Annotated in this window: 13 protein-coding genes; all 13 read right to left on the reverse strand. The window is 46.3% G+C overall.

Going from position 1 to position 16,849, the window contains the following annotated elements; translation table 11 throughout:
- Window positions 1–924 carry a tRNA pseudouridine(55) synthase TruB gene (gene truB / locus G3352_RS24680; RefSeq protein ID WP_163760899.1) on the reverse strand — a complete coding sequence of 308 codons (924 nt, stop codon included), beginning with the start codon at window positions 922–924 and terminating at the stop codon, window positions 1–3.
- On the reverse strand, window positions 918–1,895 hold the full coding sequence (locus G3352_RS24685; protein WP_163760901.1) for a DHH family phosphoesterase: 978 nt from the start codon (window positions 1,893–1,895) through the stop codon (window positions 918–920). The genes truB and G3352_RS24685 overlap by 7 nt, the downstream gene beginning before the upstream one ends.
- A 19-nt stretch (window positions 1,896–1,914) precedes the next feature.
- Window positions 1,915–2,274, reverse strand: coding sequence for a 30S ribosome-binding factor RbfA (gene rbfA / locus G3352_RS24690; protein WP_062326091.1), 360 nt, complete (start codon window positions 2,272–2,274; stop codon window positions 1,915–1,917).
- Window positions 2,275–2,299: 25 nt separating this feature from the next.
- Window positions 2,300–4,882, reverse strand: coding sequence for a translation initiation factor IF-2 (infB, locus tag G3352_RS24695; protein ID WP_109999848.1), 2,583 nt, complete (start codon window positions 4,880–4,882; stop codon window positions 2,300–2,302).
- Window positions 4,875–5,204: a YlxQ family RNA-binding protein gene (locus G3352_RS24700; RefSeq protein ID WP_029880929.1), complete on the reverse strand. Its 330-nt coding sequence runs from the start codon at window positions 5,202–5,204 to the stop codon at window positions 4,875–4,877. The genes infB and G3352_RS24700 overlap by 8 nt, the downstream gene beginning before the upstream one ends.
- Window positions 5,194–5,502 carry an RNase P modulator RnpM gene (gene rnpM / locus G3352_RS24705; RefSeq protein WP_053783828.1) on the reverse strand — a complete coding sequence of 103 codons (309 nt, stop codon included), beginning with the start codon at window positions 5,500–5,502 and terminating at the stop codon, window positions 5,194–5,196. Before rnpM ends, G3352_RS24700 begins: the two co-directional genes overlap by 11 nt.
- A gap of 26 nt (window positions 5,503–5,528) precedes the next feature.
- The gene (gene nusA / locus G3352_RS24710; protein ID WP_062326087.1) at window positions 5,529–6,626 is read right to left on the reverse strand and encodes a transcription termination factor NusA; all 1,098 of its coding nucleotides are present in this window, start codon (window positions 6,624–6,626) and stop codon (window positions 5,529–5,531) included.
- Window positions 6,627–6,749: 123 nt separating this feature from the next.
- Window positions 6,750–7,211, reverse strand: coding sequence for a ribosome maturation factor RimP (gene rimP / locus G3352_RS24715; RefSeq protein WP_062326086.1), 462 nt, complete (start codon window positions 7,209–7,211; stop codon window positions 6,750–6,752).
- A 259-nt stretch (window positions 7,212–7,470) separates the two neighbouring features.
- Complete coding sequence (locus G3352_RS24720; RefSeq protein ID WP_163760903.1) at window positions 7,471–11,790, reverse strand: PolC-type DNA polymerase III; 4,320 nt, start codon at window positions 11,788–11,790, stop codon at window positions 7,471–7,473.
- Between the two features lie 152 nt (window positions 11,791–11,942).
- On the reverse strand, window positions 11,943–13,397 hold the full coding sequence (gene proS, locus G3352_RS24725; protein WP_090896017.1) for a proline--tRNA ligase: 1,455 nt from the start codon (window positions 13,395–13,397) through the stop codon (window positions 11,943–11,945).
- A gap of 62 nt (window positions 13,398–13,459) precedes the next feature.
- The gene (gene rseP / locus G3352_RS24730; protein WP_163760906.1) at window positions 13,460–14,731 is read right to left on the reverse strand and encodes an RIP metalloprotease RseP; all 1,272 of its coding nucleotides are present in this window, start codon (window positions 14,729–14,731) and stop codon (window positions 13,460–13,462) included.
- A 113-nt stretch (window positions 14,732–14,844) separates the two neighbouring features.
- A complete protein-coding gene (locus G3352_RS24735) occupies window positions 14,845–15,984 on the reverse strand; it encodes a 1-deoxy-D-xylulose-5-phosphate reductoisomerase (RefSeq protein WP_163760908.1) in 1,140 nt (379 codons plus the stop codon).
- A 67-nt stretch (window positions 15,985–16,051) separates the two neighbouring features.
- A complete protein-coding gene (locus G3352_RS24740) occupies window positions 16,052–16,846 on the reverse strand; it encodes a phosphatidate cytidylyltransferase (RefSeq protein ID WP_163760910.1) in 795 nt (264 codons plus the stop codon).
- Window positions 16,847–16,849 lie beyond the last annotated feature (3 nt).

The raw sequence follows: 16,849 nt of genomic DNA on the forward strand, positions 1-16,849 counted from the left end.
TTATTCCGGTAAAAAGACTTTAACAGCTCTCACCGTTGCTTTCAATTCATCCCGCTCAAATATCCCCAGAAACGTCCCATCCTGATCATATAACCGCAGTAGACCAGGTTGCTCTGCAGGCGGTTCGAGCAAACGCGCCGATAATTTCTGGCCCTGAAGGGCTCCCTTGGCCTGATCCGCACCCACCGTATGTGCCGGAATGGAAGAGATCGCTTCATCAACCGGAATCAACACCTCGGCTAACGTTCCATCGATCATGCGTTGTTCCACTTCTTCAAAATGAAGGCAATGATCAGCAGAGATTCCAGCCGATATCGTACGCTCCAGATGTAGCATGGTGGACGGATATCCCAATTTTTTGCCGATATCCACGCATAACGTTCGAATGTAGGTTCCTTTGGAGCATAAAGCACGGAACGATATATCCGTAGTGTCGCCTTGATTCTCAATTCCTGTCAATTCCAGTTCATAGATCGTAACTTCACGACTCTTACGCTCTACTGTTTTTCCTTCACGAGCAAGCTCGTAGAGACGCTTCCCATCCACTTTGACCGCAGAATACATAGGTGGAACCTGTGAGATGGTGCCCATGAATTGCTCCAGCACCTGCTGAACCTGCTCCTGTGTCACCTCAACAGCTGTCTCCGACTGCTCAATAACTTCACCTGTCATATCCTCCGTGTCAGTAGACAGACCCAGTCTTAGCGTTGCCAAGTATTCCTTGGGAAGCTCCTGCATGTACTCCACCACACGTGTTGCCCGTCCTAGGCAAAGCGGTAGTACGCCAGTAACTTGCGGGTCCAATGTGCCTGTATGACCAATACGTTTCATTTTGAGAATACGACGCATTTTAGCCACAACATCATGAGAAGTAAATCCCGCTGGTTTATACACTGGAAGTACACCTTCAAATGGTTTTACCATTGAGCATTCACCTGCTTCAGCACTAGTTCGACGATATCTTCCAACTTGCCCTCTACGCGACATCCAGCTGCAAGTACATGTCCGCCTCCACCAAAGTTCTGTGCAAGCGAGGCAACATCAACCTTACCAGCTGACCGAAGAGATACTTTCACCGCATTGTCATTGATTACTTTAAAAAAGATGCCCACTTCCACACCTTGAATGTTACGTGGGTAATTGACTACCCCTTCAAGATCTTCATTAGCCGCTCCACAAGCAATCATGTCTTCAGGCGTAATGACCACCCAGGCAATCTTGCCATCGTCAGTCATTTGCAGGCTTGAGAGTGCCTGATTCAATATACGGACTTGTGGGAGCGTAACCTGCTCAAGCAAAATCTGTGCAAGATAAGGTCCATCCACACCATGTTCAAGCAATTTGGATGCAGTGGTCATCACATTAGGACTCGTATTCGCATAGCGGAATCCACCTGTATCTGTTAGCAATCCTGTATAGACTGCTGTAGCCACATCTTTATTCCACTTCACTGGGAAAAGATTGAGGAAATCAAACAGAATTTCAGCCGTTGCTGCTGCGTCTGGCTTAATGATGTTTACTGTTCCATACGCGTCATTGGTTGGATGATGATCAATATTTAAAATGACAGCATCTTCTTCGAAATAATGACGAGTCAGGCCTACTCTGGAAAAGTCTGCACAATCCACACAGATAATCGCTTTATATTTCCGCGCCGGTGGTTGTTCGGTCATGTTCACGATCTTGCCAGCTTCCCACAGAAAATTCATGCGTTGTGGAATTTCACCTTCATTAATCATCGTGAATGTCTTGCCCAGACATGACAGCAGCCAGCCCACCGTTACCGTCGAGCTGACTGCGTCACCGTCCGGCTGTACATGCGACACGACCAGGTAATCATCATGCTCCAGCAGAAATTGCTTTCCGTCCTGAAGCGCCTGTTCATAAGTGTGCATTGCCGTCTCCTTTATTCTGTTACTCGGATTCGTTCTTGTCGGTACCGATATCACCAAGCAGCTTCTCAATTCGGCTGCCATATGCAATAGATTCGTCAATCTTGAATATCAACTCGGGAACGTGTCGAAAACGGATACGCTTGCCCAGTTCTGAACGCAAAAATCCATTTGCTTTTGCCAGCGCTTTAAGCGAGTTATCCTTTTGTTCCTGTTCACCGAAGACACTCAGATAAACTTTGGCTTGCGACAAGTCGCCTGTCACTTCGACTCCCGTTACGGTAATAAAGCCGATACGAGGATCTTTCAGTTCAGACTGGATGAGCAGACTTAATTCTTTCTTGATCTGCTCGCCCACTCTACCTGTACGAATCTTAGCCATTGTTGTTCACCTCATGCTTCCTTGCTTATCGTTGTACTGTCTCCATAATGAAGGCTTCGATAACGTCGCCTTCTTTGAGATCATTGTATTTATCCAGCGTGATACCACACTCGTAACCTTGGGCTACTTCTTTGGCATCATCTTTGTAACGTTTCAGGGAATCCAGCTTGCCTTCGTAAAGGACGATACCATCACGAATCAGGCGTGCTTCCGCGGAACGCGTAATTTTACCCGAGGTAACCATACATCCAGCAATGGTACCGACTTTACTGATGGAGAACGTGCTCCGAACTTCAGCATGACCGATTACTTTTTCTTTGTAAATCGGATCAAGCATACCTTTCATTGCTTGTTCAATTTCTTCGATAACGCTGTAGATAACGCGATGCAGACGAATGTCTACTTGCTCTTGATCTGCAGTCGCTTTCGCCTGATTATCAGGACGAACGTTGAAACCAATCACGATGGCATTGGATGCTGCAGCCAAAATGATGTCAGACTCTGTGATTGCACCAGCGCCGCTATGAATAATCTTCACGCGTACACCTTCAACTTCGATCTTCGCAAGGGAACCTTTCAATGCTTCAACCGAACCTTGTACGTCACCTTTGATGATTACGTTCAGGTCTTTGATTTCACCGTCTTTGATGTGTTGGAACAAATCATCCAATGTCACACGTGTGTTTGTACCCAGATCGGATTCACGTTGTGTAATGGCACGTTTGTCGGCGATAGAACGCGCTTTACGCTCATCTTCAAACACCATGAACGGATCTCCCGCACCTGGAACTTCAGTCAGACCCGTAATTTCTACAGGTGTTGAAGGTCCAGCTTCTTTTAAACGGCGACCTTTGTCATTCACCATCGCACGTACACGACCGAAGCAGTTACCTGCAACAAAAGCATCTCCGACTTTCAATGTACCGTGCTGTACGAGAATACGGGCAACTGGGCCACGTCCCTTATCCAGCTCGGCTTCGATCACTGTACCACGGGCACGTTTGTCCGGGTTTGCTTTGTACTCGTTCACTTCTGCAACGAGCAGGATCATTTCAAGCAGACCTTCTAGACCAATTCTTTGTTTCGCCGAAACGTTAACAAAGATGGTGTCGCCGCCCCACTCTTCCGGAACGAGTTCATAGTTGGTCAATTCTTGTTTTACTTTATCCGCATCTGCACCCGGCTTGTCAATTTTGTTGACAGCTACGATAATTGGCAGCCCCGCAGCTTTGGCATGGTTAATCGCCTCAACCGTTTGTGGCATAACACCGTCATCTGCAGCTACAACAATAATTGTAATATCCGTAACCTGTGCTCCACGTGCACGCATAGCAGTAAACGCTTCGTGACCTGGTGTATCCAGGAACGTGATTTTTTTGTTGTTAATTTCAACTTGATAAGCACCGATATGCTGCGTGATACCGCCTGCTTCTCCACCCGTTACATTCGTTGAACGAATCGCATCAAGCAATGTTGTTTTACCATGGTCAACGTGACCCATGATTGTAACTACCGGAGGACGGGACTGCAAGTCAGCAGGATCATCATTCTCTTCAAGTGTTTCGAAGCGGTCATCTTCAAGGACAATTTTCACTTCAACCTCAACACCGAACTCTCCAGCAAGCAGCAGGATTGTTTCGATATCAAGCTCTTGGTTAATCGTTGCCATTACACCCATTGCGATGAGTTTTTTGATAACTTCAGAAGCATCTTTATGGAGCAACTTCGCTGTTTCACCAACAGTCATGTCACCACGTACGATGATTTTCTTAGGTGTGTTATCAATTTTCTCACGTTGTTGGTACTGTTGTTGATTTCTGTTGCGATTGTTCTTGCCACCACGATTACCGCGGAAGTTGCCGCCACGGTTGTCGTCATAACGACGTCCACCGCCACCGCTGTTTGAACGGTTGCCGCTATTGTTGTTATTGCCGGAATTACCTTGGCCGCCTCTGCGTTGGCCTTGTCCTGAGCTCTGTCCTTGGCCACCAGTACGGTTGCCGCCAGTGCCAGTGTTGCCACCGCTGTTCGGTCCTGCACTTCTTGTTTGACCGCCACCGCTATTCGATGGACGTTGACCCGTACTTTGCGGACGGGATGCTGTACTGCTTTGTCCACCTTGAGCTGGTCTTGGACGATTACTTGATTGTCCTCCTTGGCTTGAGCCTTGGGAAGAGTTCGTTCTGTTGCGGCTGTCTTGGCCGCTAGGTCTTTGGGAGCCATTGTTATTGTTGGAATTTGGTCTATTGTTCATACCTACCTGCTTTTCCTGTTGTATTTTTGTTTGTACGGGACTACCGGATGGGTTGCTGCTCTTCGGCGTGTTCACTCCGCCGGCCGGCTTGTTGCTGTCCACTGTTTTGTCACTGCGCACTGACGAAGTAGCAACGGATTTTGCTTCGTTACTTTGTTTGGAAGCGGCAGTGGATTTTATATCTTTAAAAAATTGTTCCACCTTACCGACTGAACCATTCTCCATGACACTCATATGATTGTTTACGGGAATATCCAGCTTTTTAAGAATGGTTATAATTTCTTTACTACTCATATTAAGGGACTTCGCATATTCATAAACTCGCAATTTATCCTTGTTTTCCTGTTTACTCAATATACTCCACCTCCGACATTATACCGACTTGCTTGGAGATCATTTTTGCAAACCCTCGATCCGTTACTGCAAGAACAACCCGCGTTTCTTTACCGATACTTGAACCCAGACTATCCCGGTCAAATCCGATCACCAGTGGAACTTTATATGTCCCGCATTTGTCGCGAAATTTCTTTTGTGTATTGGCCGAGGCGTCACCCGCAACAATAACCATTTTAGCTTCGGAAGAACGGATCGCTTTAAGTACAATTTCTTCACCTGTTACAAGTTTGCCTGCACGCATGGAGAGTCCCAGATAAGACAATGTTTTATTATTCATCATGTTCACGCTCCTGTGCTGCTATGAATTCGTCCTCTACCGCAACGAAATCAGCTGCCAATTGCTCATAAATTTCCGGTGAGACTTTGCCCTTGAGCGCCCGATCCAAAGACCGGTTTTTGAGTGCAAGCTTAAAACAGGACTCTTTGCCGCATAAATAAGCACCACGTCCGGACTTTTTGCCAGTCAAATCGATCAGCACTTCATCCTCTGGCGTTTTAACGATACGGATCAGCTGCTTTTTGGGCATCATTTCCTGACACGCCACACATTTGCGCAGCGGTACTTTTTTAGTTTTCATACGTTAGCGCCCCCCCGTGCTTTACTTTAGTCGACGGAGACGGAATCTTGGTGCATTTCCGAAGAAGAATCTTTCTCTCTGCCGAATTCCTGTTCCGCCTGGCTCTCGCTCTTAATGTCGATTTTCCAGCCGGTCAGTTTGGCTGCCAATCGGGCATTTTGGCCTTTGATCCCAATGGCGAGGGACAGCTGATAGTCAGGAACAATAACCCGAGCCATCTTTTCTTCCTCGAATACTTGAACTTCCAATACTTTGGAAGGACTAAGTGCATTTGCCACATATTCGTCTACCTGGTCGGAGAAACGAACGATGTCAATTTTTTCACCGCGCAGCTCACCCACAATGGTCTGCACGCGCATTCCCTTAGGACCTACACATGATCCAACTGGATCAACTTCCTCATTGCGGGAATGAACAGCAATCTTGGAGCGGAAGCCCGCTTCACGTGCGACGGAGCGGATCTCGACTACACCGTCAAAAATCTCAGGCACTTCCAGTTCAAAGAGACGTTTCAACAAGCCCGGATGTGTACGGGACAAAATGATTTGCGGCCCTTTGGTCGTATTCTCGACCTTGGTGATGTACGCTTTAATACGGTCACCATGAACAAACTTCTCGTTCGGCATCAATTCGGTCAGCGGCAATGCCGCTTCGATTTTGCCCAGATCGATGTAGATATTGCGCAAATCCTGACGCTGCACCACTCCCGTAACGATATCTTCTTCCTTATCAACGAAAGCGTTGTAGATCAGGCCGCGTTCGGCTTCACGAATCCGCTGGGTCACTACCTGTTTGGCAGTTTGTGCGGCGATACGTCCGAAATCACGCGGCGTAACTTCAATCTCCGCAATATCTTCCAGCTGGAAATGTGGGTTGATCTCTCGTGCAGCAGGCAATGAAATTTCGGTACGTGAATCCAGGACTTCTTCCACGATCAATTTGCGGGCATACACCCGGATAACACCCGTATTACGGTTCATGTCAACACGCACATTCTGGGCGGTGTTGAAATTACGCTTGTAGCTGGAGATGAGTGCTGCCTCGATCGCTTCAAACAGCACATCCTTGCTGATCCCTTTTTCCCGCTCCAATTCATTCATTGCTTCAATAAAATCCATACTCATGAATGTTGATCCCCCTTTCAAACATGGCATCTCATACGTAAAACGGCGAAAGGCTCTAAACTCATGAGCACCTTGCCGTTATCGTGAGATGTGTCTTTTTTCATTAATAAGTGAACAAGGCACTTAAAACAGAATGGCCAGGCGCGCACTCGCAACCTTGTCATAAAGAATGGCATGCTGTTTCTTGCCTGCTTCGATCACAAGTTCCCCGTCATCAAAGGAAAGCAGCTTGCCTTCAAATTCCTTTATACCATTTACCGGCTCGTAGGTTGTAACAAATACGTTTTTACCTACGGATTTGGCAACGTCCTCCGGTTTTTTCAGTGGACGCTCCGCACCGGGAGAAGACACTTCAAGGAAATAGATGGTCGGAATCGGATCGTTCTCATCCAGCTTGGCGCTTAGCTTTTCGCTGATCAAGACACAATCATCGATGTCGATGCCACCCTCTTTGTCGACATACACCCGTAAAAACCAGTTGCTGCCTTCTTTGACGTATTCGATGTCAACCAGCTCGAAGCCTTGTTCGTTCAAGTAGGGTTGGATCATTTCTTCCACGGTAGATTTAATGTTCGTTGTGCTCAAAACCGATAACCTCCAACTTAGGTTACACCAGCAAATAATGGCTGGCAATTTCTTCATTACCCAAGATTCTTGTATACCAAAGACTAAAGAGTGGGTTTCCCCACTCTTTAGAAATTCGTACTATCTCGTTCACTTCAAAAATTATAACATAGTCTGGTAATAGTGACAAGTAAGCGATCACTCAGCCATTTTAACCACTAATGAAGAAAAATTTACGTAATCACATTACAGACCATAAATAGATACTCAAAATGCCATTTTAGAACAAGGATAATTGATTGCTTTCCGGCAAACCGCGGAAGCATCCCATGCCCGTCAGCAATTCAACAATTGTTTTACTTGCTTTGGACTTCTGCTGGAAATCTTCAATCGAAAGGAATTCTCCATGCTCTCTTGCCGCAGCGATATTGCGTGCAGCATTATCCCCGATTCCCCCCAGTGCCGAAAACGGAGGAATAAGTGAATTTCCGTCAACGATAAACTTCGTCGCTTCCGAACGATACAGATCAATCGGCTTGAGTGAGAAACCGCGTGCTGCCATTTCCAATGCCATCTCAAGGACAGGAAGCATATTTTTTTCTTTTGGCGGTGCCTGGAAACCTAATTGTTCAATTTCTACGATCTTCCGATAGATGGGCTCATAGCCCTGACATACCAGTTCGATGTCAAATTCATCCGCACGAACTGTGAAGTATGTCGCGTAGTATTCAATTGGGTGATACAGCTTAAAGAAAGCTGTACGTACTGCCGAGATAACATAAGCGGCCGCATGGGCCTTTGGAAACATGTACTGGATTTTAAGACAGGAATCAATGTACCATTGCGGTACCTTGCAATTTTTCATCTCATCAATCCACTCTTGCGGCAAACCACGTCCCTTACGCACACTCTCCGTAATTTTAAAGGCAAGACTGGCGTCCATGCCCGCCTTATAAATCAGGAACAACATGATATCATCCCGGCAACCAATCACCGTTTTGATGTTACAAGTTCCATTTTTAATTAGATCTTGTGCATTACCAAGCCATACCCCCGTACCATGAGACAATCCGGAGATCTGGAGTAGATCGGCAAAAGACGAAGGCTGGGATTCAATAAGCATCTGACGTACAAACTTCGTCCCCATCTCTGGTACACCAAAAGTGGCAACTGGTGAACGAATCTGCTCTGGCGTAACGCCGAGTGCCTCGGTAGAGTTGAACATGCTCATGACCTTAGGATCATTCATCGGAATGGTCGTTGGATCAATACCCGTCAAATCCTGCAGCATCCGCATCATAGTTGGATCATCGTGCCCCAGAATATCGAGTTTTAGCAAGTTCTCTTCGAAGGCGTGATAGTCAAAGTGTGTTGTTTTCCACTCCGCATTAACGTCATCCGCCGGGAATTGTACAGGCGTTACATCTTCCACTTCAATATAATCAGGTACAACAACAATACCACCGGGATGCTGTCCTGTACTACGTTTAACCCCGGTACAACCGGAGGCCAAACGGTTCAGTTCTGCTCCGCGCCATTTTTTATGATGTTCTTCCTCATATTTCTTGGCAAAACCAAACGCCGTTTTCTCAGCTACCGTACCAATTGTGCCTGCACGGAACACACTCTTTTCGCTGAAAAGCACCTTCGTATAGTTATGGGCATGCGGCTGATAATCACCCGAGAAGTTCAAGTCAATATCGGGAACCTTGTCCCCTTTAAAACCAAGGAACGTCTCAAACGGAATATCCTGCCCTTCGCCTTTTAATCGGCCTCCACAATCAGGGCATTCTTTCTCAGGAAGGTCAAATCCACTCGGCACACTTCCGTCAAGGAACCACTCACTGTGCTTACACTCCGGATTCACACAAATATAGTGTGCTGGCAACGGATTAACCTCGGAAATCCCCAGGAAAGTAGCAACTACAGAAGAACCAACTGATCCCCGTGATCCGACAAGGTATCCGTCCTGATTCGATTTTTTAACCAAACGTTCCGAGATCAGATAGTTAGCAGAAAAACCGTATTTGATAATTGGATTTAATTCTTTCTCCAGTCGTGCCACAATGACTTCTGGCAGTTCCTCACCATAAATCGACTTGGCGGTATTATAACAGGTATTACGGATTTCATCGTCTGCGCCTTCCAAAATCGGAGTGAACAGCTTGTCCGGGAACAGCTTGATTTCCTCGAACCGATCCGCCAATTCAACCGTATTCGTAACAACGACTTCGTAGGCTTTATCTTGGCCCAGGTACTGGAACTCTTCCAGCATTTCATCCGTCGTTCTTAGATGAGCATCCGGTTTACGTTGATCTTTGAGCGGGCTGAATCCTGTAATTCCGTGAATCGTGATATCCCGATATAGCTTGTCGCGCGGCTCGAGATAATGCACGTTACCTGTGGCTATTACCGGTTTCCCCAATTTTTGACCAATGTCAACAACTTTACGAACAGCGAGCTTCAATTCCTCTGGCGTAGCCACGAGCCCTTTGTCCACCAAATGCATATACATTGTCAAAGGCTGGATCTCCAGAATGTCATAGAAATGCGCTATCTCTTCCGCCTCTTCAAGCGATTTGTTTAGCACAGCCTCGAAAAACTCACCTTTTTCACAACCTGATAAAATAATGAGACCTTCACGCAAATTGATCAGCTTCGATTTTGGAATACAAGGCACCCGTTTGAAATGCTCCGTATGGGAAAGTGATACCAGTTTATAGAGATTCTTTTTGCCGACATCATTCAAAGCATAGATACCGCAATGGAATGGACGCGTATTTGAAAGATCAACTCCGACATAATCATTAAGCCGATCAAGCATGGTCAGGCCTTTCATCTGGGCGGCATCATTAACCAATCCATTCAGTATACCAGCGAGCGCAATCGTATCATCAATCGCCCGGTGATGACTTTCCAGTGCTACTTTATATTTATCCGCCAACGTATTCAGACGGTGGTTCTTCATTTTTGGATATAACAACCGTGCCAGTTCCAACGTATCGAGTACAGGGTTCTGAAGCTCAGGCATGCCAAGCTGTTTCAGCGAAGCCTGAATAAAGCCCATATCGAATCGCGCATTATGCGCAACCAGTACGCCATCTCCGGCAAACTTCACAAAATCATGAATAACCGGTTCTAGCTCAGGTGCATCCTTCACCATTTCATCGTTAATATTAGTCAACTGCTGAATGTTATATGGGATGCGCTCATGCGGATTTACAAACGTAGCAAAGCGGTCAATTTCTTTACCGTCCTCTACCTTCACTGCCGCAATTTCGATGATCTTGTTCTGGGTTACAGACAGACCTGTGGTCTCAATATCAAAGACGATATATGTCGCTGATTTGAGTTCCAACGGCTGTGGTGCCATAACTACAGCAACCGAATCGTTTACCACATTGGCCTCAAGGCCGTAGATCATTTTAATTCCGTTTTTCTTGGCCGCTTTGGACGCCTCCGGATACACCTGCACACCGCCATGATCACTTACGGCGATTGCCTTATGTCCCCATTCCGCTGCAGTCTTTACGTATTTGTCGATCGAAGTTACAGCATCCATTGTACTCATCGTGGAGTGCAGATGGAACTCAACCCGTTTCTCAGCTGCTTTATCTTTACGGGATGGTGGTGCCTTTACTTCAACCAAATCTGAAGGAATCATGGCAAGTTCCGGAATTTGCATAAACCGGTCGTATTCTACACGACCACGGACTTTTACCCATTTCCCATTGGCCAGCAAGCTCAGGATTTTGACATCCTCTTTTGTTTTGGCAAACATCTTCATTTGCATGGAATCCGTGAAATCCGTCAGATAAAAAGTAAACAGGGTATTTCCGTTACGCAATTCCTTGCGATCCAGACCGAAGACCGTTCCCTGTAACGTAACCTTTTTCTCTTCATCCTGAATTTCCTGCATAGGTACAGGTGGTTCCTTGATATCATATCCCATCTGTAAACGAACATCGCCCTGTTCTTCCTCTTCAGGCATTTCCGAGTCCACTTCACTCATCATCTGCTCAATAACTTGAAGCTCTTCTTCCCGCTTCTTGAGCTGGAATTGTTCCATCGCCTCTTTGTTGCTTTCAACCTCACCAACCAGCAATTTAACCCGCAAGGGCAGCTGAAAATACTTATCATAAAAAGTAGTTATAGCTTGATCGATCTGTTTCTTCTTCGCAAGCTCCATCGACATGGCATCACTCATGGTCAATTGCAGCAGATCTGCTTCACATTCAAACTTGGTGCGGTTCATCCAACCATTAACGGATGGAATTTCCCTTGTAACCCATTCAAGGAACAAGTTCCAATACTCACTGACAATATCACCAATCTCGACCTGATCACTATATTTGAAACCAAACGTGATCTTTGAAATGTGATTCATTTTCTCCTGGATGTGCAGGCAAAATGTTCGATAGATTGGAGCAGGAACCAAGGTATCTTTTGCAATCACAATAGTCCAGTCGCGATTGCTACGGCTTGTCTCCACCCGTTCAATCCATCCATCCAAAAAGTAGGGCTCTATTAGGCCAGCCGGAAGCTCCGTCTGTTTCATCAACAACTCAAACCGTTTTCTCTTCTCCTCGAATCCACTCATCGTGTTCCTCCTTGTACCCCCTTAAAACAGGAAAAGCCTCTGCATTCAAAAATGTCCCCGATCCGAACCCGCACCGACTCATTTTATCCGACAGAAGCTCTCCATTCCTTACTCTTACGGTGAATAAGTGCTGTTAGTCAGGTTATCCTGACTTAGTACGCTCTTGCAAACACTACCGTGTGTTTCGCTTGTTCACCACAAGCCAGGCACGTATGCTTTTCTTCCGCAGGCTGGAACGGAATGTTCCGGCTTGTTGCACCTGTTACTTCTCTTACTTTATCTTCGCAAGCTTCTGAACCGCACCATCCAGCCAGTGTGAACCCGCGTTTGTTTTCCATCAATTCCTTCATCTCATCGAGCGTATCTACAGAGTAGAAGTTGTCCGACATAAACGTGCGAGCACGTTGCAGCATATCGGCTTGCACTTGAGTCAGCATAGTCTGGATTTCTTCCACCAGATTTGCTTGTTCAACGACTTTCTTCTCTCCCGTAATCCGGGAAACGAGAACACACACACCGTTCTCCATATCGCGCGGACCAATTTCGAGACGAATTGGAACACCACGCATCTCATATTCGTTGAATTTCCAGCCTGGACGAACATCACTGCGATCATCCATTTTCACACGAATTCCCGCTTGTTTCAGTTCAGCGAACAACTCGTCCGCACGGCCTACAACGGCATCGCGTGTTTTTGGCGGTCCAATTGGAATCATGACCACTTGTGTTGGTGCAACTTTAGGAGGAAGAACCAGGCCACGGTCATCTCCGTGAACCATAATTAACGCACCGATTAAACGTGTGCTTACCCCCCATGAAGTGGTGTAAGCCAGCTCCAGCACATTATTCCGGCTAAGATACTGAATTTCAAATGCTTTTGCAAAGTTCGTTCCCATGTAGTGTGATGTACCTGCTTGTACAGCACGTCCATCCTTCATCATGGCTTCGATCGAGTACGTATCCACCGCACCCGCAAACTTCTCGGATTTGGTTTTCTGACCCACAATTACCGGAATAGCCAAATACTCTTCAACCACTTCACGATAAATCTGAAGCATTTTCATCGTTTCTTCACGTGCTTCTTCTTCGGTCTCATGCGCAGTGTGACCTTCCTGCCACAGGAACTCACTTGTGCGAAGGAAAGGCAACGTTCTTTTTTCCCAACGGACTACGTTAGCCCACTGGTTGATCAATACCGGAAGATCCCGATAAGACTGAATCCACTTGGAGTACATGTGACCAATAATCGTTTCGGATGTAGGACGGATTGCCAGACGTTCTTCCAGCTTCTCTCCCCCAGCTTCCGTAACCCAAGGCAATTCGGGATTGAAGCCTTCAACATGTTCTTTTTCTTTTTGGAAAAAGCTCTCAGGAATGAACATCGGGAAGTAAGCATTGCGATGGCCCGTTTCACGGAAACGACGATCCAACTCATCCTTAATATGTTCCCAGATCTCAAATCCGTCTGGTTTGAAAACAATACAACCGCGTACGGGTGCATAGTCCATGAGATCAGCTTTTTTAATAACATCAATGTACCAGCGTGAGAAATCCTCGCCCTGAGGTGTAATTTCAGTCACGAACTGTTTATCATTTTCCTTTGACATAAGACTCCAGCGTCCTCCCATTACGACTATCTCTGAATAGACAGAGCGTAGTCAAACCATAATTATCCGTTAATTAATCGTAATATATCATTATATGTTACTGCCAGCATCAGTACAAACAACATCGCGAAGCCAACAAAATGAACCATACCTTCTCGGTTCGGGTCAACAGGTCTGCCACGAAGCGCCTCAACCCCCAGGAAAACCAAACGGCTTCCGTCAAGCGCAGGGATCGGTAGCAGGTTGAAGATACCAAGATAAAGGCTCAAAATGGCAGCCCATCTGGTTAATTGCTCAATACCCTGTTTTGCAATCTGGCCTGTAACCTCAAACGTACGCACCGGACCACCTATATCGTCCATGTTAAATTGATTAATAAGATGTCTGAAGCCTTCAAAGATTACTCTGGTTGTATCAACCATCGCTATCCCTGACACTTTAAAGGTTTCAACAAATCCAACAGATCTGGTTGGCAGCGTTGGTACAATTCCGACCTTACCGCCTTCTTGACCTTCTACTGCACGAGGCGTAATCGTTATATTAAACGTTTCATCCCCCCGACGCAGTGTCCATTCCATCGGTTTGTCTTTGGAATCGGCAATCATCGTCACCATTTTTTGCGAGTCCGTACCAATAGCAGTACCATTGATTGTCTCAATGATATCTCCCTTTTGCAGGTTCGCTTGGTAGGCAGCTCCACCTTCAAGCACTTCACCAATCTCCAGATTTTTCGGATTCTCAACTGGAACCCCAGCCATCTGTGCATAGACTGCAAATAAGACAAATGCCAAAATGAAATTCATGAGTGGACCAGCAAAAATCGCCATTGCCCGCTGCCCCACCGTTTTACTACCAAATTGGCGATCTTTCGGTGCAATCTGGGTTTGTTTCCCACGACTTACCAACATCGCTTGCGGATGTATCCGGTACTGCTGAATTTCGCCATCCACATCGAGTTGCAATTTCAGTGCATTCTCCATATCAATGGAGATGACTTCACCACGAATTACATTTTTGCGATTATCCAATTGATCGAGGTAGATCATTTTGACTTGGTCATCAGCCGACCTTACCGCAATGGTCTGACCTTCTTGAATTTCTACCAGTTCCGGATCTTCCCCAGCCATACGTGCATACCCGCCAAAAGGCAGCAGACGTAGTGTGAACTGGGTCTCGTTTCTTTTATATGAGAACAATTTGGGACCAAAACCGATCGCAAATTCCCGTACAAGAATACCGGCGCGTTTGGCAAAATAATAATGTCCCCATTCATGAACCGTCACGATGACAAAGAACATGAGCACCGTTAGAAATACCACTTGTATGGTTTCCAATCCCTATCCATCCTCCTTCACGGCACGAACCGCAGTCTGTCCCTTTAGATTATCATTATTCTCTGATGCCGCACAAGAGAATCACTTCTTCCATTTTATCTTGAAAAAAGAGATTACAGACTGAACGCAAGTTGACGGCTCTCCTGATCACATTTTGCGATTTCCTCCAGATCAGGCTCGTCCACATTGCGGTGTGCTTCTAGCACAGAAGCAATAATATCCTCTATTTTAAGGAACGAAATCTCTTTACGCAAGAAACGTGCTACGGCAACCTCGTTGGCTGCATTAAACGCCGTTGTTGCGGTCCCCCCCATTTTACCACATTCATATGCCATTCTTAAACAAGGGAACCGTTCCATATCCATCTCACGGAAATGCAGTTTGCCCACTTGCGATAGGGATAGACGTTGTGAAGGCGATGGTAAGCGGTCAGGATAGGTCAGTGCATACTGAATGGGAACACGCATGTCCGGATTGCCAAGCTGGGCGATAATGCTTGTATCATTAAACTCCACGTAGGAATGAATGATGCTCTCCGGGTGAAGCAACACATCAATCTGATCATAACTTAGTCCAAACAGCCAATGCGCTTCAATAACTTCCAGACCTTTATTCACCATCGTCGCCGAGTCTATCGTAATCTTCGACCCCATCGACCAGTTCGGATGTTTGAGTGCATCTTCTACGGTAACTTCCTTGAGCTGTTCACGAGTCAAATCACGGAACGATCCTCCAGAAGCCGTAAGTGTAATTCCCATCACGCGTTCACGAGGTTCTCCATTCAAGCATTGGAAGATAGCCGAGTGCTCACTATCCACAGGCAGAATCGGTACCCCTTTCGCAGCCGCTCTGGCAGTAACAATATGTCCCGCTGTAATTAGCGTCTCTTTGTTAGCCAGCCCAATCTGTTTTCCTGCATCAATAGCAGCCAAGGTAGACTCAAGCCCAACACTCCCCATTACAGCAGTGACAACCGTATCTGCATCCGTTCCAGCAGCAACTTCCACTAGTCCTTCTTTGCCATAAAAAAGCTGTGTTTCGATAGGTAAGTGCGGTGCCACGGTCTCTGCTAGCTCCTTTGAGCCAACTGATACCTTTTTGGGTCGATAACGCTTCGCTTGCTCAATCAGCAGCTCTATATTGCTCCCAGCAGCCAGTCCCTCTACTTGAAAGCGTTCGGGATGCATATCGACTACATCCAGTGTCTGAGTTCCAATGGAACCGGTTGACCCGAGAATCGCAATTTTTTTCATGCTGCACCTCATCTTTATTTATCCAATGCCTATGACGAATAGTTTGTCATATGGCTTGTGCTCATTTTTAATAGGGCAGAAGCATTAGTATATGTACGAATGGAAAAACGACAATCCAGCTGTCGCATCGATCCAGAATACCGCCATGCCCCGGGAGCAAAGTGCCGGAATCTTTGATGTTATACACACGTTTGTAAGCAGATTGAATCAGATCTCCCATTTGTCCTACAACCGCGCATGCAATCCCAATCCATACCGCTCTTTGCCAAGACAACAAGCCGTCTGACACCAATGCAAAAACAACAGAAGTGACTACCGCGATCACAATACCACCCAGTGCACCTTCCACCGTTTTATTAGGACTGATCGACGGCCAAAGTTTGTTCTTTCCGATAAGTTTTCCTACAAAATAGGCACCTGCATCACTTGCCCATATGGAGCCCAGAAGCAGAAACGTCCAGAACAACCCATGATGCAAATGTCTCGATTCCGCGATGTAATAAAAACCGATTCCAATATACATTACTCCCAGAAAGAGCATGGCAACAGTGTTTACAGGAATCTTGTTTTTAGTTACCACAGATGCCGTCATTAATACAAGCATCACAAGCCATCCGATCTGGAATAACGTTAGTGGTCTGGCCTCCCAAACCATTTCCCAAGGAAACACAATCGCAAAGATACCTGCATAACCAATTAGGGCTACACCCGAAAAAGGCTGTACCCCGGTCATTTTAACAAATTCATAATAACCGATGAGAGCCATAAGCAATACCAAGCCATGGTACCAGGGTCCGCCCAGCATGCAAAAACCCAAAAATAACACACCTGCTATGATTCCTGTCGTTAATCGCTGTTTCAACGG

The organism is Paenibacillus sp. ALJ109b (genome assembly GCF_010747435.1).
Taxonomy (GTDB): Bacteria; Bacillota; Bacilli; order Paenibacillales; family Paenibacillaceae; genus Paenibacillus; species Paenibacillus taichungensis.